This is a genomic window from Flavobacterium defluvii (assembly GCF_900129555.1).
In the GTDB taxonomy this organism is placed as follows: domain Bacteria; phylum Bacteroidota; class Bacteroidia; order Flavobacteriales; family Flavobacteriaceae; genus Flavobacterium; species Flavobacterium defluvii.
In genome coordinates this window covers 106571-126185 of record NZ_FQWC01000002.1, presented here as the reverse complement: position 1 = coordinate 126185, position 19615 = coordinate 106571, and the positions used below count along the sequence as shown (strand labels likewise).

The following is a 19615-nucleotide window of genomic DNA, read 5'->3' as shown; positions in this document are numbered from 1 at the left end:
ATGGGTCCACAGAAGTTACTAAACCTAATTGGAAATACTCCATTAATGGAAACCGTCAATCTGGTTAAGAATAAAAACGTAAAACTTTTACTAAAACTTGAAGGAAATAATCCAGGCGGAAGTGTAAAAGACAGAGCGGCATATAATATGATTGCAGCAGCTCTTGAAAGAGGCGAAATTAAAAAAGGCGATAAACTAATTGAAGCAACAAGTGGTAACACTGGAATTGCCCTTGCCATGATTGCACAATTATTCGGAATAGAAATCGAATTAGTTTTACCCGAAGATTCAACAAAAGAAAGAACACAAACTATGCGTGCCTATGGCGCAACAGTTATTTTAACACCTGCAGAAGAAGGAATTATCGGCTCAAGGGATTATGCAGATAAAAAAGTAGAACAAGGCGGCTATATTATGCTAAATCAGTTTGCAAATGATGATAACTGGAAAGCGCATTACAAAACAACAGGTCCGGAAATCTGGAATGATACCGATGGGACTGTAACACATTTCGTATCTGCAATGGGAACTACGGGAACTATCATTGGAACATCGACGTATTTAAAAGAAAAAAATCCGGCGATACAAATCGTAGGTGCTCAGCCAAGCGACGGATCGCAGATTCCGGGAATCCGCAAATGGCCACAGGAATATTTACCCAAAATTTTCGACGCTTCAAAAGTAGATACTGTTATTGATGTAAGCGAAGAAGAAGCACGGGAAATGACAAAAAGATTAGCCCTTGAAGAAGGTGTTTTCGCCGGAATGAGCAGCGGCGGTTCTGTTGCTGTAGCTCTTAAAATCGCAGAACAATTAGAATCTGGTGTTGTCGTTGCCGTAATCTGCGACCGCGGCGATAGATATTTATCTTCGGATTTATTTGATTAAAAAAAGGTTCTAAGGTTCTAAGTCGCTAAGATTCTAAGTTTAAAAACTTAATATAAAAAGCTTAGCAACTTAAAAAAACTTAGCACCTCAGAACCTTAGTAACTTAGTACCTCAAAAGAAAAAAAATGCTCTACAGAAAACTCGGAAAAACAAACTTTAATATTTCAGAAATCTCTCTTGGTACCTGGCAGGTTGGCGGGAAATGGGGTTCCGGATTTAATAATAAAACGGCAGACGAACTTATAAATACAGCCATTGACAATGGCGTAAATTTTATTGATACTGCAGATGTTTATGAAAACGGATTAAGCGAAACTGCAGTTGGAAGAGTGATTCGTTCGCGTTCAGAACGTATTTATCTTGCCACAAAATGCGGTCGCCAGATTAATCCGCATGTGAATGAAGGCTATCAGCCAAAAGTACTTCAGAAATTTGTTGAAGACAGTTTAAAAAGAACAGGATTGGAAACTTTAGATTTGATTCAGCTGCATTGTCCTCCTACCGAAGTATATTACCGACCTGAAATCTTTGAAATGTTTGATCGTTTAAAAGATCAGGGGAAAATTTTAAATCTTGGCGTAAGTGTCGAAAAAGTTGAAGAAGCTTTAAAAGCAATCGAATATTCAAACGTAACGACGGTTCAGATTATCTTTAATTTATTTCGTCAGCGTCCTTCACAATTATTTTTTTCAGAAGCAAAAAAGAAAGACATCGGAATTATTGCCAGAGTTCCTCTTGCCAGCGGACTTTTGACAGGTAAATTTGATGCAAAAACGACATTTGACGCTCAGGATCATAGAAACTTCAACAGAAACGGGGACGCTTTTGATAAAGGCGAAACTTTTTCAGGAATCGATTATGATTTAGGATTAAAAGCTGTTGAAAAACTAAAAGCATTGTTTCCGGAAACTGAAAATCTTGCTCCTGTCGCTCTGCAATGGATTTTGAGTTTTAATGAAATAAGCTGTATCATTCCGGGAGCTTCAAAAGAAAGTCATGTACTTTCAAACTTATCTGTTTACGATTTACCTAAACTAAGCGCAGAGAAAATTTCAGAAATGAATAAAATTTATAACGAATATATAAAACCTTCTGTGCATCATCTTTGGTAAAATAACTGGTCAATATTTTCAAAAAAATCCTAAAAACTTAGCTTGTCTAAAATCCAATATTTGATAAGTTAATCAAATCTTCATCTTATGATATTACTTTTATGCCTTTAAATGGCTTTTTAGTATTATCTAAATTCTATCCTTTGCAAGAAATAATAAGCCGTAAAAATCATATTAGTTTTTACAAAAGTTTATAGTATTTATTAAAAACTATATAAATATGTCAAGACGAATATAAATAAGAGAAAAATTAAGAAGTTTTTAGTAATGATGATAAATAGTATACTGCTTCAAAAATAAGTTTTATTTTTTTTACGCAACCATTTTTATAAACAAACATCTTCATACTAAACCAAACTAAAATTCATTAACCATGGAACGATTAAATTTTATCGTAAAAATTGTATGTTTATTAATCCTTTCCCGCGAAAGAGATGATGAAGACCCGATAGAAGAAAGAACTAAAAAATAAAATTCTTAATATCTGAATATTTATAATTCAAATTCAATTTTAAATTCAGCACCTTTATTTTTTCCTTCGCTTGCAGCTGTAAGCTGCCCTCTGTTTTTCTCAATAATCTTTTTACATAAATATAGTCCAATTCCGGTTGAAGATTCATTAGCAGTTCCAAGACGGCTCATTTTGGTGAATTTTTTAAATAATTCTTCAATCTGATTTTTATCAAAGCCAATTCCTCTATCAGCAACCGTAATTACAACATTTGAATTTTCTTTGTAAATTCTCACTTTTACTACACTGTCAAAATACGAAAATTTAATAGCATTACTTATCAGATTTACCAAAACCTGAACTAGTAGTCCTTCATCAATTCTCAGTTTAGCTTCGTTGACTTCAACGCTTAAATTCAGAATTATATTTTTATCGATTAATCGCTGTTCAACCTGTTCGTTTATAAACGGCAGAATATTTTCAAAAGAAATAGTTCTGATTTCCTGATTGGTTTTTACAACCTGATCTTGTTCTTTTAATAACTTAATAAAGTTTTCGATGTATCGGAATTGTAAATTAGTCGATTCGCAAATTAAATCAGCCAAATGTTTAATCGATTCCGAAGGATTTTCACTCAAAATCAATTTGGCCAAACCCTGAGGATTTCCGGCAAAGTTTTTCAAATCATGTGAAAGCATATAAATTAAATCCTGTTTTTCGTTTATAAAACTTTCAGATTCATAAATAGATTCCTGAATATTACACATCAATAATCCGGCTTCATCTGTATAATCTGTTGGAAGAATTGATAATTTTCTATTATTTCTATAATCGTCTAATGATTTTGAAGCGATTGAAATGGGTTTTATAAGCTGATTTAAAACTAAAAGAGTTGCCCCGGTTGCTAATAATGTCATTATCAGCGAAAAAATCAAAATCGAGGTTGGAGAGATCGTATGTTCAAAAAAAAGTACAAAGAATAAGATTCCGATTAGCGGAATATGAATTCCTATAAATGCGACAAATAAAAATTTAAACGCATAACTTTTTTTCAAAAAGCTAATTTGTGAAAGATTATGATACAATTTCATAAAAACATAACAAAACTATAGGTTATATATTGTAGCTTGGGGCTTAATATCAGCGACAAAGTTAACTTTTAAAGTTTATTAAACTAGTAAATTACACAATTTGACAAAATATTATGAAAATAAAATTTGTAAAAGTTTACAAAGGCTTATTTTTGCGCTATGGGAAGAAAAAATACAGACAAAGTTGTCTTTCATCAAATTCAGGTTCTTGATGCCGGAGCAAAAGGTGTTTCAGTAGCAAAAGCTCCTGACGGAAAAGTTATCTTTATTCCGAATGTCGTTCCAGGCGATGTTGTTGATGTACAAACATTTAAAAAAAGAAAAGCATATTACGAAGGAAAAGCCGTAAAATTTCACGAATTATCTCAACATCGTGTTGATCCAATCTGCGAGCATTTTGGTGTTTGCGGTGGATGTAAATGGCAGAATATGAAATACAGCCAGCAATTGTATTTCAAACAAAACGAAGTAAAAAATCATTTACAGCGTATTGGAAAAGTTGAACTTCCGGAATTTGAAACCATTTTAGGTTCTGAAAAACAGTTTTTCTACAGAAACAAAATGGAATTTTCGTTTTCTAACAGCCGTTGGTTAACTGAAAAAGAAATTGGAAGCACAGAAGATTTAGGAAACAGAAATGCCTTAGGATTTCATATTCCGAAAATGTGGGATAAAATTCTTGATATAGAAAAATGTCATCTGCAGGAAGATCCTTCAAACGCTATTAGAAACGAAATCAGAGCTTTTGCCAACGAGCATAATTTGGCTTTTTTTAATCCGAGAGAACATTCAGGATTATTACGAACTTTAATGATTCGTACAGCTTCTACAGGCGAAATCATGGTTTTGATTCAGTTTTTTGAAGATGATAAAATTAACCGTGAATTGGTTTTGGATCATTTATACGAAAAATTTCCTCAAATTACTTCATTACAATATGTTGTAAATGCAAAACAAAATGATACCATTTACGATCAGGATATAAAACTTTACAAAGGAAGAGATTACATCTTAGAAGAAATGGAAGGTTTAAAATTTAGCATCAATGCTAAATCTTTTTATCAGACAAATTCTGATCAGGCTTACGAATTGTACAAAATAACACGTGACTTTGCCGGATTAACAGGAAATGAAACAGTTTACGATTTATATACCGGAACGGGAACTATTGCTCAGTTTGTTTCTAAAAAAGCAAAAAAAGTTATTGGTGTAGAAAGCGTTCCTGAAGCCATTTTAGACGCTAAAGCAAATGCTGAACGCAATAATATTACCAATTGCGAGTTTTTTGTTGGAGACATGAAAGTCGTATTCAACGAAGCGTTTATCGCACAGCACGGAAAACCAGACGTTATTATTACAGATCCGCCAAGAGACGGAATGCACGCTGCAGTAATTGATCAAATCCTGAAAATTGCTCCTAAAAAAGTAGTATATGTGAGCTGTAATTCTGCAACGCAAGCACGTGATTTAGCTTTAATGGACGAAAAATATAAGGTAACACGCGTAAGACCGGTTGATATGTTTCCGCAAACGCATCATGTTGAAAATGTTGTACTTTTAGAACTTCGTTAATATAAAATCGTAGATGAAAAAAATAGTTTGTCTTTTATTAATTTTTACTTTTGGATTATCCGGTTGTGAAAAAGATGATATTTGTGATGCAAATACACCTACAACTCCCCGATTAGTAATCGAATTTTATGATAATGCAGCACCTACAGTCCTTAAACCTGTTACCAATCTAAAAGTAGTTGGTGTAGGTAAAGATGATACTGATGCCATAATTTTTAATGAAGGCGGAACTTCGGTAACGAAATACTTAACCAGTGCCAGTAAAATTTCTATTCCTTTAAAAACAGATGGCACTTCTACATCTTATAAGTTTATCTTTAATGCTACAAGTACTTCACCAAATACGGATGTATTGACTTTTAATTATACAACACAAAACGTGTATGTTTCCAGAGCATGCGGTTTTAAAACCACTTTTACATTAAATCCTCGTGATAATACAGCCAATTCCGGCCTTATAAAAACAGATCCTGCTGCCGACGGAATCTGGATGCTTAATACTAATGTAGTAACTTCTAATATAGAACTTGAAAATGAAACACACCTTAAAGTATATTTTTAGCCTTTGCTTTTTGCTTTTAGTGTTTTTAGGACATGCTCAGGAAGTAAAAGATTCTACAGCAGTAAAGAAAACAATTCCTCAAAAAACACAAACTAAAACTACAAAACCAGCCGTACAGGAAGTAAAAAAAGACAGTATTGTTCCTCCAAAAACTGATCGCTACGGTTTGCGTATTGGTGTCGATTTATACAAGCTGACAAGAGCTTTTTATGATAAGGATTATAAAGGTGTTGAATTTACTGCAGACTGGCGTTTAACGAAAAGATATTATGCAGCCGCAGAACTTGGTTTTGAAGACAAAACTACCGATGATGACCGATTAAATTCTACCGCAACAGGAACATATATAAAAGCAGGTTTTGATTATAATTTGTATGATAACTGGCTGGATATGGAAAACCTTATTACGATAGGTTTAAGAGGTGGTTTTAGCACTTTTAGTCAGGATTTAAACAGTTATAAAATTTACAATCCAAATCCATATTGGGGCGAACAGCAGTCTATTAATGTTAATGAAAAACACAGTGGTTTAACTGCAGGATGGCTTGAAGTTACCGGAGGAGTTAAGGCAAAAGTTTTTAATAATATATTTGTTGGTTTTGGAGTTCAGCTGAAACTTTTAGTAATGAACAATAAACCTTCTGGATTTGATAATCTTTATATTCCAGGTTTTAACAGGACTTACGATGGAAATTTTGGAGTAGGTTTTAATTATACGGTTTCGTATTTTATCCCAATTTACAAGAAAAAAATAGTTGTGCCTGAGATTCAAAATCAAGCTCCAAAAAAGAAATAATTTTACAAAAAATAATTGAGCCGCGAATTCCGAAATATATTATAATTTCGTGAATTCGCGGCTTTTTATTTATTAGCTTAAGACAACTGAAATTCAACAGCTGCTTTTGCATGTATTAAAGTCGTATCAAAAAAAGGAACCGATAAATCTCCTTTTTTAATTACTAACGGAATTTCGGTACATCCTAAAATAATTCCTTCTGCTCCGTTTTTAATTAGTTCATTAGCAATTTCCAAATAACGCTTTTTAGTTTCATCGGTTACAATTCCTCTGCCCAATTCTTCAAAAATGGTGTAGTGAATAAAATCCTTATCATCCTGACTAATCGGAATGATGGTTTCAATTCCTTTATCTTTTAATTTGTCTTTAAAAAAATCGAGTTCCATTGTAAATTTTGTTCCCAATAAACCTACTCTTTTAAGCTGTTGTTTTTGAATTTCAATCGCAGTTTCGGCCGCGATATGAATAATTGGCAAATCAATCGCTTCCTGAAGCTTATCTGCAATTAAATGCATTGTATTAGCACATAAAATAATAGCTTCTGCCCCGCCCGATTTTAAAAATTCGCATCCTTTAAAAAGCATTTTAAAAGTAGAATCCCAGTCGTTATTATCGTTATTCTTTTTAATATCAGCATAATTAAACGAGTAAACCAAACATTCAGAAAAGTTTAAACCTCCCAATTTTTCATTTATTCCAAGGTTTATAAGTCTATAATAATCTGCAGTCGAAACCCAGCTTATTCCGCCAATAAGACCAATTTTCCTCATATTACTGATTTTAAAAAATTATCCGATTATTCTAATTCCTTTTATAAAAATCCATTTCATAAAAAGTTTTTCTCCGTCTTTTGTTTTTACAGCCTGAAATTTAGGCCCAATAATAGTTGCCACAACAAACGATGTCATTGGAATCCAAATTCCGGTTAATCCTGTATATTTTGCAATTATAAATCTTCCTAAAATAAATAGAATTGCGAAAGTTCCTAATTGATACAGGAATGCTCTTACTTGTAGTTTTGTCATTTTTTTTAAGTTGCTAAGGTTCTGAGAGACTAAGGTTCTAAGTTTTTTTCTTAGAGCTTAAATCTTGAGCCTAAAATTATATCATTATTAAATTCCTTAAGCTAAATTTTAGTACCTTAGAAACTTAGCCCCTCAGAACCTTAAACCTGAAATTTCGTTCTCTTGCTTCCTTCGTACATTTCGTATTTAACCAAACGTGCTTCAAGGCTTCCGTTATAAAGTTTGATTTTTCTTGATGGTTTTAGTCCAACGAATTTTAAAGCTTCAAGATTTGCGGTAATAAACCAGGCATTTGTTCCCGGATAATTTTTCTTTAAGGTATCACCAATATTTTGATAGAAACGTTCCATATGAATATCCAGACGCTCATCATACGGAGGATTGAAAACAATATGCAGTTTGCCTTCTACCTCTTTTTCAGTATCAAAAAAGTTGTCTTCGCGAATGGTTATATAATCTTCAAGGTTTGCATTTCTAATATTATCTTTTGCTTTACTAACAGCACTTGGCGCTTTATCAAAACCTTTTATAGTATAGTGAAACTCTCTGGTTTTCTTCATTAAACTATCAATAATAGTATCAAAAAGATCATTGTCCCAGTCTTTCCATTTTTCAAAAGCAAATTCCTTACGGTTAATATTTGCCGGAATATTGCAGGCAATCATCGCTGCTTCGGCAAGAAAAGTACCAGATCCGCACATTGGGTCCAAAAAGTGACTCTGTCCGTCCCAGCCTGATAATAAAAGAATTCCTGCTGCCAAAACTTCGTTTATAGGCGCAATATTCGTAGCCGTTCTATAGCCACGCTGATGCAGTGAATTTCCGGAAGTATCCAATGCAACCGAAACCTGATCTTTATCAATATGAACATTAATTCTTAAATCAGGATATTGTTTATCAATACTTGGCCGCTGTCCCGTTCTTTCTCTAAACTGGTCGACAATTGCATCTTTACATTTTTGAGAAACAAACTCAGAATGATTAAAATAAGTAGAATGAACCGTTGTATCAATTACAAAAGTCTGGTTAGCATTTAATAATTTCGACCAGTTTATTCCTGCAATTCCTTTATACAATGCCTGCTCGTTATTTGCTCTAAAAGAATAAATAGGTTTTAGAATTTTAAGTGCTGTTCTAAGCGACAAATTAGCTTTGTACATAAAACCTTTATCACCTTTAAAACTTACCATTCGCACACCTTTTACGACATCCTGAGCTCCAAGCGTACGCAATTCTTTCTCTAATATTTCTTCAAAGCCAAAAAAACATTTGGCTATCATTCTAAAATTTTCTTCCATCTTTATTTTTTGTTTAAAAACAACCCCAATCACAGACAGATGCGTGAAATAGTTATTTTTCGGCAAAAATACACTAAATTTGCCGGACTTTGAATTAATTGAAATAGAATAAATGTCTGACGCACCCAACTCATCAACACCAAATCAGGATAGAAATACCGAAAACTGGTTTACATCATGGTTTGATACTCCGTATTATCACATTCTTTACAAGGATAGAAATTATAGAGAGGCTCAGATTTTCATGGATAATCTGACGCATTATTTAAATCTTCCCGAAAAAGCAAAGGTGCTGGATTTGGCCTGCGGAAAAGGACGTCATTCTATTTATCTGAATCAATTAGGTTTTAATGTTTTAGGAGCCGATTTATCTGAAAACAGCATTGCCGAAGCCAATAAAAACAGCAACGAACATCTTCATTTTAAAGTACACGATATGCGTGAGCCCTTTGAAGAAAAATTCGATGCTATTTTTAATCTTTTTACCAGTTTTGGTTACTTCGAAAGTGACGATGACAACCTGACAACCCTCAAAGCCATTAAAGAAAGTTTATCTGAATATGGTTTTGCCGTTATCGATTTTATGAACGTAAATCAGGTAATTGAAACTCTGGTTCCTCAGGAAGTAAAAACCGTAGACGGAATTGATTTTCATATCAAAAGATATGTTGAAGACGGACATATTTTTAAAGAAATTGATTTTGAAGACCAGGGCAGAAAATATCATTTTACCGAAAAAGTTAAAGCCTTAACCTTAAAAGATTTTCAGGATTTAATGGACGAAGCCGGAATCTATCTTTTAGATATCTTTGGAGATTACAAGCTTAAAAAATTCCATAAAACCGAAAGCGAAAGATTAATCATGATTTTTAAATAAATTGGTTAATCGTTTAATTGTTGATTTGTTTAATCGCAAGACAAATTGACAAAAACCGATTAAACGATTAAAACGATTAAACAAAAAAACGATTAAACAAAAAATGAATTATCTACTACCCTTATTTTCTGTACTTTTAGGATATAGCGTGGCTTTGTTTTTAAAACCAAAAAACAAAACCAATTTAAAATTACTGCTGGCATTCAGTGGTTCATTTTTGTTATCGTTAACTGTAATGCATCTGCTTCCGGAAGTTTACAGTTCCCACAATCATAAAATTGGTTTATTTATAATGGTTGGGATTTTATTTCAGATCGTTTTGGAATTTTTCTCCAAAGGAGCTGAACACGGACACGTTCACGGTCATGCAAAAATGTCCCAGATTCCGTGGCTTTTATTCATTAGTTTGTGTATTCATGCCTTTTTAGAAGGCTTTCCTGTAAGTCATCATCATGATTTGGCACTTGGAATTGCGATTCATCATTTGCCAATTGCTGTTATTTTAACAACATTTTTCGTTAATGCCGATTTAAGCAAAAAAGCCATTTTTGCTTTTATGCTCACTTTCGCCATCATGACGCCGCTTGGAACCGTTGCATCTCAATATTTACAATTTTTAAACCATTATTATACCGAAATTACAGCCATTGTAATTGGTATTCTATTTCATATTTCGTCCACAATCATTTTTGAAAGCAGCGAAGGACACAAATTCAATATTGCCAAAGTTTCGATGATCGTTCTCGGAATTTTATTAGCATTCTTTTTATAATCTGGGCGTGTCAGTATTTAAGAAAAGGCCCAATCAACTTTGCGTTCATTGGGCCTTTTCTTAAATACTGCCGGGCTATCCGCGCTACTTCGGTAGCCAGCTCCTATCCCTCACGCAAAAAGTTTCAGGTTTCAAGTTTCAGGTTACAATATCAACATTAACAATTGACAATTAACAATTTATAATTCATAACTATTTCCCAGTTCGTTTTTTCTCTTCTTTATTTCCAAAATCACGTTCCTGAACTTTAATTTTCTTATTTCCAAAATTATAAGTTGCAGATAATCGCATAAATCTATTGCTTTCATTTTGGCTGTAAACCTGAGTTACACCGTTTACAATCGATTTATAATCTTTTAAATAAGATGTATTAAAAATATCATTAACCAAAAAAGTCAGCTGCAGATTGTTTTTCATAAAACTTTGTCTAATCGCAAGATTCAATCCTGCCATATAACCAATTTCATATAAACCTTTTTTAAACGGAGAACTGTAAAAATATTCCAACTGCAGTTTTGTAGTTTTGCCCAATGAAAAAGTATTTTCTGTTGTAAAATAAAGCTGTTCTGTATTTGACGAAACTGCATTAATAGTCGAAATAAACGAAGTTTTTGAACCCAAAAGATAAACCGAAGTCTGCGTTTCGAACCAGCTCGTAACTTCTGCAGAATAACTTTCGCCAATCCCAAAAGAATTTTCGTCATAATAATTTTCTCTCGTTATAACCTGCGTATTAATTTCTGGATTTGAAGTAAAAACAACTCCGTAACCATTCGTTATTCTATTGAAAAAAATATTGCTTCTTAAACTCTTTTTAAACGAATAAGTAAAATCAAAATTATTGCTAAAAGAAGGTCTTAAAAATGGATTTCCTTCTGAATAACTATTACTATTGATGTAAGAACGAAACGGATTTAACATTCCAAAACCCGGGCGATTGATACGTTTTCCGTAAGTAAAATTAAGCCCGTGATTCTCATTCAGCTGATAATCAAGATAAAAACTCGGAAACAGCTTAAAATAATCGTTTTTTACTTCCTGATTTAAAGTTTTAGAAAACCCGTTTGTCTGCGTATTTTCTAATCGAAAACCTAACTGAACCGAGAATTTATCATTAAACTTTTTATTTCCGTTAATATAAACTGCCTGATTATTCTCTTTGTATTCAAAAACATTCGACTGATTCGGATCCAGAACTTCGCTTCCAGAAATTGTGTCATAATAAAACACGTCACTGTTACTTTTTATAAAACTTACTTTTCCTCCATAAGACAAATCAAAAGACTCGGCCGGATGTTCAAAATCAGCTTTTAAACTAAAATTATCGATATTTTGATTGGAGTTATTTCGTGCAGATTGATTGGTATTTTGATACTTTCCGTCTGTTGAATACGATTTGGCAAAGAAGTTTTTATCAAATTTTGAATCGTAAGAGAAAAAATCTAAATCGACGCTGGCTTTTCTTCCAATTGAATCCAGTTTTGAAATCAAATGTGCATTATAAGTCTGGCTTCCTGAAAATTTATTATTAAAACCTTTGTTAACCAACAGCGAATCGATAGCATTTGAATTATTAAAAATCTTGATATTTGTATTTGAATTCATATCAGGATTATAACTTTCGTTTAAATATTGAAAACCAATTGTTGTTTTATCCGAAACATCATAATCCAAAGAAAAACGCCCCGAAAAACTGTTTTCTTTTTGTTTAGAAACATCTCTTAACTCCCAAAGTCCAGTTGAATAATAAATATCTAAATCTTCTATGTTATTTGTGTTTCCAACTCGTCCGTTTGTGCTAAAAGCAAATCTGAACTTGTTTTTATTATAGAAAAAACTGTTTCTGAAAGTGTAAATTCCGTATTTATTTTGATCATACGAAAATGTTGTTGCATTTTTCCAGGAATCACGAATTCCTTTTTTCATAATAATATTGATGATCCCGCCCGTTCCATTTGCATCATATTTTGCCGGAGGATTTGCAATAACTTCAATACTTTTAATATCATTTGCCGAAATTGATTTTAGAAAACTATTTAGTTCTTCGCCAGATAATTCGATCATTCTCCCGTCGATCATAACTCTCGATGCATCTTTTCCTAAAATAGTAATCGTACTATTTTGTACTACAACACCCGGTGCTGCATTTATTGCCGTAAGCGCATCTCCGGTCGCAGCCGAAATATTATTTTCGACATTGTAAATAACACGGTCTATCTTTTGTTCGACTGTTTTCTTTTTTGTGTTGATAACAACTTCGCTCAAATTTTCGGTCGTTTCTTTCAAAATAATGGTTCTTAAATTGATATCTTTTTCTAATGAAATTTCTTTTTCAAATTCTGAAAATCCCAAAAGACTGACTGCTACTTTATAAATTCCTTTTTTAAGGTTGATTTCAAAAGTTCCATCTTGTTTCGTTGTAGTTCCATCGATAAGTTTTCCTTCTGGATTTGAGATTGAAACTTCAGCCCATTCTAATGGTTTGGTTTCTGCTGTTATTTTTCCTTTTAATTTTAATGTTGATTGTGCAAAACCAAATAAAGGCAATACTAAAAAGATTAAAAGAGGTACTTTTTTCATGATTTTCTAATTTTAACTTGTTCGATTAATTTGAAGCAAAGCTCCATTAGAAAATCTCCGTACACGACCGAGAAAAAAAAGTCGAACCATTTTCTAATAAGGAAATTGGTTCGACTTTATTTGTTATGAAGTACGACTTTTTACAAAACGTTTATTTTCAACTATTTCTGTAAGCTGTTGGCGTTAAATTGGTATATTTTTTAAAAGAAGTATTAAACGAAGATTTTGAGTTAAAACCTACTTCATACAATATTTCAAGAACAGTTAAACGGCTTTTTGATTTATCTTTCAAAATACTCATTGCTTTTTGAATGCGGTATTCATTTACAAAATCAAAAAAATGCTGATCTATATGATGATTTATCAAAACCGATAAATCCCGAACCTGCATATTAATTTGATTCGCTAATTCCTGAATTGTAAGTGACGGATCAAGATAAGGTTCTTTTTCAGTCATATAATTTCTTAGCGTCTCAATTTGAGCAGTTATCATATCATTTTGAAAGTTGGCAGTTTCTGATTTTATGTCAACCTCAGGAAGAATATCTTTTGCCAGCTTTAATTTAGAATTTATTCCCCTGAAGAGTTCAGGATTATTTAAAGCTTTCATTATAAACCAACAGGTAATAAGGAGAGCGATACTTCCAACCAAAACATTGGCCCAAATAAAAGTTTCATTAAAGTCTGTATATCGTAATAAATTTTTTAATACCACAATAATATGTGCAATAAGAAAAACAGTGGTCATTTGAAAAAGCCACATATACGTAGAAAAGGCTGTATTGGCATAATTTTCTAAATAAATCTCTTTGTATTTCTTTAAAATGAAAAATACTCCCACAATATAAAACACATACTGAAACTCTACAATTGAATGAAAGATCAACATTTCAGGCATTTGATTGTGCACTTTAAAAAATTGTATTTTCTCTATTTCTTCAGCTAAATAAAACCTCGGAACAAAAATTAAGTTGACAGCCAAAAACGGAACTGCATGCCATAAATGTTTCCATTGTAATCGAAAATCAGAATAACACACGGCGAAAACAAATAAATAAAACAAAGGCATTCCTAATAGACAGGTTGTCCACCTAAAAACTTCGATATTTAATTGTCCGTCAAGAAATTCATAGAAAAAAAATCCGCTTAGATCAATGGCAGATAAAATAAAAAAGAAAGCAAATAAACGATTGGCAAGTTTATTTTGGGTTTTTACTGTAAATAAAAAGAAAGCCAGAAGCATCGAAACAAAAACAGCAATCCAGGCAATCCCATTCAAAAAACTTAATTTATCCATTTGTTTTTATTATTAAACAAATATAATATTTTAGTTCATTCAGCAAGGTTTTATCAAATTTTCAGAAGAAAGAAATCAACAAAAAAAGATTTCAATTTTACGTGAGTTTAACCCTTAATTTTTCTCAATTTGCAATAAAAAAGTTTAATTTTGGAGGATAACTATTTCGACAAAAAATGACCTTTACAAAAACAACCGAACAATCTTCAAAATACGAACATTTAGAAAAAATGTCAGTTCATGAACTGCTGACCAATATTAATAATGAAGACAAAACTGTACCGCATGCCGTAGAAAAAGCTTTACCGCAAATTGAGGCTTTGGTAAAACAGACTGTTGCCAATTTAAAATTAGGCGGACGTATTTTTTATATTGGTGCAGGAACATCGGGGCGTTTAGGTGTTGTAGATGCTTCAGAATGTCCTCCTACTTTTGGTGTTCCGTTTGATTTAGTAAACGGAATTATCGCGGGCGGCGATACAGCAATTCGACGTGCTGTAGAAAATGCAGAAGATAATGCAGAACAAGCCTGGATCGATTTAAAGGCTCACAACATTAATCAAAATGATATTGTGATTGGAATTGCAGCTTCGGGAACTACTCCTTATGTAATTGGCGGTTTAGAAACCTGCAATGAGAATAATATTGTTACAGGTTGTATTACTTGTAATGCGGGAAGTCCGCTGGCTTTAACAGCAAAATTTCCTATCGAAGTTGTCGTTGGACCTGAATTTGTTACCGGAAGTTCAAGAATGAAAGCCGGAACTGCACAAAAACTGGTCTTAAATATGATTTCTACAGCATCCATGATTCAGCTTGGAAAAGTAAAAGGAAATAAAATGGTTGATATGCAGTTGAGTAATATTAAACTGGTTGACAGAGGCGTAAAAATGATTATGGGAGAAATTCCGGTTTCGTATGAAGAAGCTTCAGAATTATTGAAAAAATACGGCAGCGTTAGGAATGCTGTTGATAATTATAATAAGTAAAAAGGTTTTCTGTAAGATAAATTAACCGCAAAGCACGCAAGTTTTGTATAAAACGCAAAGTTCTCAAAGCTTTATATAAACATTGCGAACCTTGCATAAATCTTAGCGTACTTTGCGGTTAAATTATTGAGCAAAAAAACTGAAACAAAAACAAAATGGCAACTAACAAACAATTATTAGGAAAAGGAATTAAATATTTAACAGGAGCACTGCCTTTGATGTTTATTGGTCCATCGTTGATTTATAATGCATTTATGAATCAGCATACTAATTGGCATTATTTGGTTCTGGGGATTGGAATTGTGGCTTGTTTAAGTTCGATGCTTTTGATTTTCTTAGGATTGAAAATTATAATGAAAGGGTTGTTTAATGACTAATTAGCCCAAACTAATTCTTTTTTTAATCGCTTTAATAATTTACATGGAAGAAATAATTCACATTCAAAAAACATTCGAAAAAGTAATTTATATCAACAAACGAATTAACAATCGTGAGTTTGAAGATTGTGTGTTTAAAAACTGTGATTTTTCGAATAGTAATTTTAGCTCTAATACTTTTTTAGACTGTGAATTTATTGACTGTAATCTCTCTATGACAAGTTTGGCAGCAACGAGTTTAAAAAATGTAAATTTCAGGAACTGTAAATTACTTGGAATAGGTTTTCACGAATGTGACGATTTTCTTTTTCAGGTACATTTTGAAGAGTGTACGCTCGATTATGCTATATTTTCGAATAAAAAAATGCCTAAAACTAAGTTTATTAACTCATCTTTACGTGAAGTAACTTTTGTTGGAACCAATTTAACAAGTTCTGTTTTTGACAACTGTAATTTAGATGGTGCCATTTTTAATGAAACACAATTAGCAGCTGTCGATTTTAGAACGGCTTACAATTACAAAATTGATCCTGAATATAATGCGATGCGAAAAGCACAATTCTCAACTCAGGGAATTATTGGGCTTTTAGATAAATATGATATTAAAATTGTATAGTTATGAGTGCGGATAATTCTTATCTGGAAAGCGTTAAAAAACAGTTTTTGTACTATAAAATGCTGGGCGAAAAAGCTATGGATCAACTCGAACCCGAACAGCTTTTTGTATCTATAAATGAAGATACTAACAGTATTGCTACCATTATAAAACACATTTCTGGTAATATGCTTTCACGCTGGACCGATTTTTTAACTTCTGATGGTGAGAAGAAATGGCGTAACCGTGATGCCGAATTTGAAAACGATTTAAAATCGAAAGAAGAAGTTGTCGAAGTTTGGAACAAAGGCTGGAATTGTTTGGAAAATGCCTTAGAAAGTTTAAAACCAGAACAGCTTACAGATATAATTTATATCAGAAATGAAGGTCATACGGTTATTGAAGCTATAAATCGTCAACTCGCGCATTATCCTTATCACGTAGGGCAAATTGTTTTTTATGCCAAACAATTGAAAACCAGTGAATGGAACAGTTTGTCGATTCCGAAGAACAAATCTGGAAATTACAACGCCGAAAAATTTGCTAAAGAAAAAGAAATCAAGAACTTTACTGATGATGAATTGAAAAAACTGAAATGATCGAACATCATGCAAATATGGGAGGATTTTGGTACTGGATTTTAATTAAACTGTGCCAAACAAAATTATCCGATGAACAAGCTGATAAAAACAGAATACGAAATTTATTTTTTCTTTGTTTTATTAATATCATTTTTGTGTCAATAGGAATAGTTTTTCTAATTAACTCCAAATTTTTCTAGCCCTGATGGAAGCGGCATCCTTTTGTGGTGGGGTTCACCACAAAAGATACAGCGGACAGCAGGATTAGCTCCAAAAAAAACAACTTATTCAAAATGAAAAAAATTATTTACTTATTTCCTTTTCTGGCATTGGTTTCTTGTTATAATGCCGAACATAATTGCAAAGATTTTAAAACCGGAAAATTCAAATTTGAAACCGAAGTAAACGGCGTAAAAAAAATAACTTTCTTTGAACGCAAAGACAGTATTGAAATAGAAACTTTTGAAGGAAAAACAGATACTGCTACCATTCGCTGGGTTAGCGACTGTGAATATGTTCTGCAAAAGAAACATCCAAAAAATATGGCTGAGGAAAAAGCTATCAGCATGAAAATTTTAACAACTGAAAAAGATTCTTATACTTTTGAATTTGGAATGGTCGGCTCTGAAGAAAAGCAAAGAGGAAAAGTTTACAAAGTTGATTAAGATTTTTTAAAACAATATTGAAAGCTCCTATTTTGGAGCTTTTTTTACACAATTATGTATTTCAACTTTGAGCCTTTGCCTGTCTGTAACTTTGTAACTCAAAAAACAAACGTGTTTCTTTTACATTTCTATTTTAAATAGTATTTTAGAACCTAAATCTTACCCAATGAAAAATACCATTTCGCAAAGAGTTGCAGACTTTTTAAAAAGTTATCCGCCGTTTAATTTCTTACATCAAAAAGATTTAGAAAAACTTTCTGAACAGATATCTATTATTTACAAAGAAAAAGATGCTGTAATTTTTGCCGAAAATGATAAAACGCATGATTCTTTTTACGTTGTTCATAAGGGCGCAGTTGCCCTGAAAAAAAGTACAAAAAATACTGTTTTGGACATGTGTGATGAAGGCGATATTTTTGGACTTCGTCCGCTTTTGGCACAGGAAAATTATATTATGGAAGCTGTGGCACATGAAGAAACTATTCTCTATGCGATTCCTATTGCCGTTTTTAAACCTTATGCGCTGGAAAACAGAAATGTTGGTAATTTTTTAATTGAAAGTTATGCTTCAAATACCCGAAATCCGTATTCAGATATTCATAAAGATAAATTATACGGTGATGACCAGTTAAATGAAAACCTTCATTCCAGCAATCAATCTTTTGATTTAGCACCCATAAAATATTCCAAAAAAATAGTAACCTGCAGTCCTTCAACAACGGTTAAGGATATTGCGAAAATCATGAATAAGAAAAAAGTCGGTGCTATATTGATTGTAGACGAAATGCTTCCTATTGGCATTTTGACCGATAAAGACCTTCGAAACAAAATCGTAACCGGAGATTTTCCTATTACAACAACTGCCGAAACGATAATGACCAAACCTGTTATTACATATCCAAAAAAAATGACGGTTACAGAGGCACAAATGGCTATGATGAAAAGCAATATCAGTCATTTATGCCTAACAAAAGATGGAACTGTAAACACAAAAGCAGTTGGAATTTTATCAAAACATGACGTTATGGTCGCGCTTGGAAATAATCCTGCCGTCTTGATAAAAGCACTAAAGCGTACCAAAAAAATCAAGGAAATAAAGCCTATTCGTAATCGAATAATGCAATTGCTTCAGGGTTATCTGGATCAAAATATTCCGATGACTTTGATTACCAAAATCATTACAGAACTCAATGAAGCCTGTACTAATCGTGTTATAGAAATTTGTCTGGATAAAATGAGCAGTCCGCCGCCGGTAAAATTTGCCTGGCTTGCGTTAGGAAGTCAGGGACGCGGAGAACAAATGCTGCATACGGATCAGGATAATGCAATTGTTTACGAAAATGTAAATGAGGTTTTTAGGGAAGAAACTAAAATCTACTTTTTAAAATTTGCAGGACTTGTAAATAAAGGCCTTTTTGAAATTGGCTATGATTATTGTCCAGCCGAAATGATGGCATCGAATTCAAAATGGTGTATGAGTCTGGACGAATGGAAAGCTCAGGTACATCATTGGATTACAAATCCGGGAAAAAATGAAGTTCTACTTTCATTTATTTTCTTTGATTACAGTAAAACTTATGGTGATTCTGAAATAGTAAACAAATTATCAGATTCAATATTTGAAGATGTAAAAGCCAATCCGATTTTTTATATGCATTTAGTGAGCGGTGCTTTGCAAAGCCCTTCTCCTACTGGTTTCTTCAGGCAGTTTCTGGTTGAACAAGACGGAGCTAATAAAGATAACTTTGACATTAAACGAAGAGCTTTAATGCCATTGACAGATGCAGCACGACTTTTAATTCTATCGCATTCGGTAAAAGGTATCAGCAATACGGCAGAACGTTTTGAAAAACTGGCAGAATTGGAACCTAATAACAGAGAATTGTATTTGTCTTGTTCGTATTCGTTTAAAGCATTATTAAAATTCAGAACCAAACAAGGGCTTTTACATCATGATTCTGGCCAATTTATCGAATTGGAATCTTTAACCAAAATGGAAAAAATTAAACTGAAGCGTACTTTTAAAACCATAAAAGAGCTTCAGGAACTGATTTCAGTACGTTTTAACATCTCAAATTTGGTATAAT

General features: G+C 32.7%; 19 protein-coding genes. 13 read left to right on the top strand and 6 right to left on the bottom strand.

Features of this window, described 5'->3' with window-relative positions; genetic code table 11:
• Both cysM and BUC29_RS04635 read left to right on the top strand, forming a co-directional pair.
• Positions 1 to 888, top strand: coding sequence for a cysteine synthase CysM (gene cysM, locus BUC29_RS04640; RefSeq protein WP_073413832.1), 888 nt, complete (start codon positions 1 to 3; stop codon positions 886 to 888).
• Positions 889 to 1013: 125 nt separating this feature from the next.
• Entirely contained in the window at positions 1014 to 2000 is a 987-nt protein-coding gene (locus BUC29_RS04635) for an aldo/keto reductase (RefSeq protein WP_073413831.1), read from the top strand.
• A gap of 492 nt (positions 2001 to 2492) precedes the next feature.
• On the opposite strand, the gene BUC29_RS04630 is transcribed toward BUC29_RS04635, so the two are convergent.
• Complete coding sequence (locus BUC29_RS04630; protein ID WP_244160769.1) at positions 2493 to 3506, bottom strand: sensor histidine kinase; 1014 nt, start codon at positions 3504 to 3506, stop codon at positions 2493 to 2495.
• Between the two features lie 195 nt (positions 3507 to 3701).
• On the opposite strand from BUC29_RS04630, the gene rlmD reads away from it, so the two are divergent.
• From rlmD to BUC29_RS04615, 3 genes are read left to right on the top strand one after another with little or no spacing between them, the layout of a single operon-like run.
• Entirely contained in the window at positions 3702 to 5114 is a 1413-nt protein-coding gene (gene rlmD, locus BUC29_RS04625) for a 23S rRNA (uracil(1939)-C(5))-methyltransferase RlmD (RefSeq protein ID WP_073413826.1), read from the top strand.
• 13 nt (positions 5115 to 5127) lie between these two features.
• The gene (locus BUC29_RS04620; RefSeq protein ID WP_073413824.1) at positions 5128 to 5676 is read left to right on the top strand and encodes a DUF6452 family protein; all 549 of its coding nucleotides are present in this window, start codon (positions 5128 to 5130) and stop codon (positions 5674 to 5676) included.
• Positions 5648 to 6472, top strand: a complete 825-nt coding sequence (locus BUC29_RS04615) for a DUF6048 family protein (protein ID WP_073413822.1) — start codon at positions 5648 to 5650, stop codon at positions 6470 to 6472. The genes BUC29_RS04620 and BUC29_RS04615 overlap by 29 nt, the downstream gene beginning before the upstream one ends.
• Before the next feature lie 77 nt (positions 6473 to 6549).
• Here the strand turns inward: BUC29_RS04615 and BUC29_RS04610 are convergent, their stop codons facing one another.
• From BUC29_RS04610 to BUC29_RS04600, 3 genes are all read right to left on the bottom strand, one after another.
• A complete protein-coding gene (locus BUC29_RS04610) occupies positions 6550 to 7242 on the bottom strand; it encodes an aspartate/glutamate racemase family protein (RefSeq protein WP_073413819.1) in 693 nt (230 codons plus the stop codon).
• 18 nt (positions 7243 to 7260) lie between these two features.
• Positions 7261 to 7497, bottom strand: a complete 237-nt coding sequence (locus tag BUC29_RS04605) for a hypothetical protein (RefSeq protein ID WP_073413817.1) — start codon at positions 7495 to 7497, stop codon at positions 7261 to 7263.
• Between the two features lie 140 nt (positions 7498 to 7637).
• Positions 7638 to 8795 (bottom strand): THUMP domain-containing class I SAM-dependent RNA methyltransferase, encoded by a 1158-nt coding sequence (locus tag BUC29_RS04600; protein WP_073414883.1) that lies wholly within the window; start codon positions 8793 to 8795, stop codon positions 7638 to 7640.
• Between the two features lie 112 nt (positions 8796 to 8907).
• Here BUC29_RS04600 and BUC29_RS04595 point away from each other — a divergent pair, with 112 nt between their 5' ends.
• Complete coding sequence (locus tag BUC29_RS04595) at positions 8908 to 9672, top strand: class I SAM-dependent methyltransferase (protein ID WP_073413815.1); 765 nt, start codon at positions 8908 to 8910, stop codon at positions 9670 to 9672.
• Positions 9673 to 9775: 103 nt separating this feature from the next.
• Positions 9776 to 10444, top strand: a complete 669-nt coding sequence (locus BUC29_RS04590; RefSeq protein ID WP_073413813.1) for a ZIP family metal transporter — start codon at positions 9776 to 9778, stop codon at positions 10442 to 10444.
• Between the two features lie 192 nt (positions 10445 to 10636).
• Here the strand turns inward: BUC29_RS04590 and BUC29_RS04585 are convergent, their stop codons facing one another.
• The gene (locus BUC29_RS04585) at positions 10637 to 13024 is read right to left on the bottom strand and encodes a TonB-dependent receptor (RefSeq protein WP_073413811.1); all 2388 of its coding nucleotides are present in this window, start codon (positions 13022 to 13024) and stop codon (positions 10637 to 10639) included.
• Between the two features lie 157 nt (positions 13025 to 13181).
• Positions 13182 to 14321: a helix-turn-helix domain-containing protein gene (locus tag BUC29_RS04580; protein ID WP_073413809.1), complete on the bottom strand. Its 1140-nt coding sequence runs from the start codon at positions 14319 to 14321 to the stop codon at positions 13182 to 13184.
• Positions 14322 to 14497: 176 nt separating this feature from the next.
• Between BUC29_RS04580 and murQ the strand changes: the two genes are divergently transcribed.
• From murQ to BUC29_RS04545, 6 genes are all read left to right on the top strand, one after another.
• The gene (gene murQ, locus BUC29_RS04575; RefSeq protein WP_073413807.1) at positions 14498 to 15310 is read left to right on the top strand and encodes an N-acetylmuramic acid 6-phosphate etherase; all 813 of its coding nucleotides are present in this window, start codon (positions 14498 to 14500) and stop codon (positions 15308 to 15310) included.
• Positions 15311 to 15465: 155 nt separating this feature from the next.
• Positions 15466 to 15687 (top strand): DUF6095 family protein, encoded by a 222-nt coding sequence (locus BUC29_RS04570; protein ID WP_073413805.1) that lies wholly within the window; start codon positions 15466 to 15468, stop codon positions 15685 to 15687.
• 43 nt (positions 15688 to 15730) lie between these two features.
• Complete coding sequence (locus BUC29_RS04565) at positions 15731 to 16303, top strand: pentapeptide repeat-containing protein (protein ID WP_073413803.1); 573 nt, start codon at positions 15731 to 15733, stop codon at positions 16301 to 16303.
• A gap of 2 nt (positions 16304 to 16305) precedes the next feature.
• Positions 16306 to 16881 carry a DUF1572 family protein gene (locus BUC29_RS04560; RefSeq protein WP_073413801.1) on the top strand — a complete coding sequence of 192 codons (576 nt, stop codon included), beginning with the start codon at positions 16306 to 16308 and terminating at the stop codon, positions 16879 to 16881.
• Between the two features lie 275 nt (positions 16882 to 17156).
• Positions 17157 to 17528 carry a DNA topoisomerase IV gene (locus BUC29_RS04550; protein WP_073413797.1) on the top strand — a complete coding sequence of 124 codons (372 nt, stop codon included), beginning with the start codon at positions 17157 to 17159 and terminating at the stop codon, positions 17526 to 17528.
• A gap of 166 nt (positions 17529 to 17694) precedes the next feature.
• Complete coding sequence (locus BUC29_RS04545; protein ID WP_073413795.1) at positions 17695 to 19614, top strand: DUF294 nucleotidyltransferase-like domain-containing protein; 1920 nt, start codon at positions 17695 to 17697, stop codon at positions 19612 to 19614.
• The last annotated feature ends 1 nt before the right edge of the window (position 19615 follow it).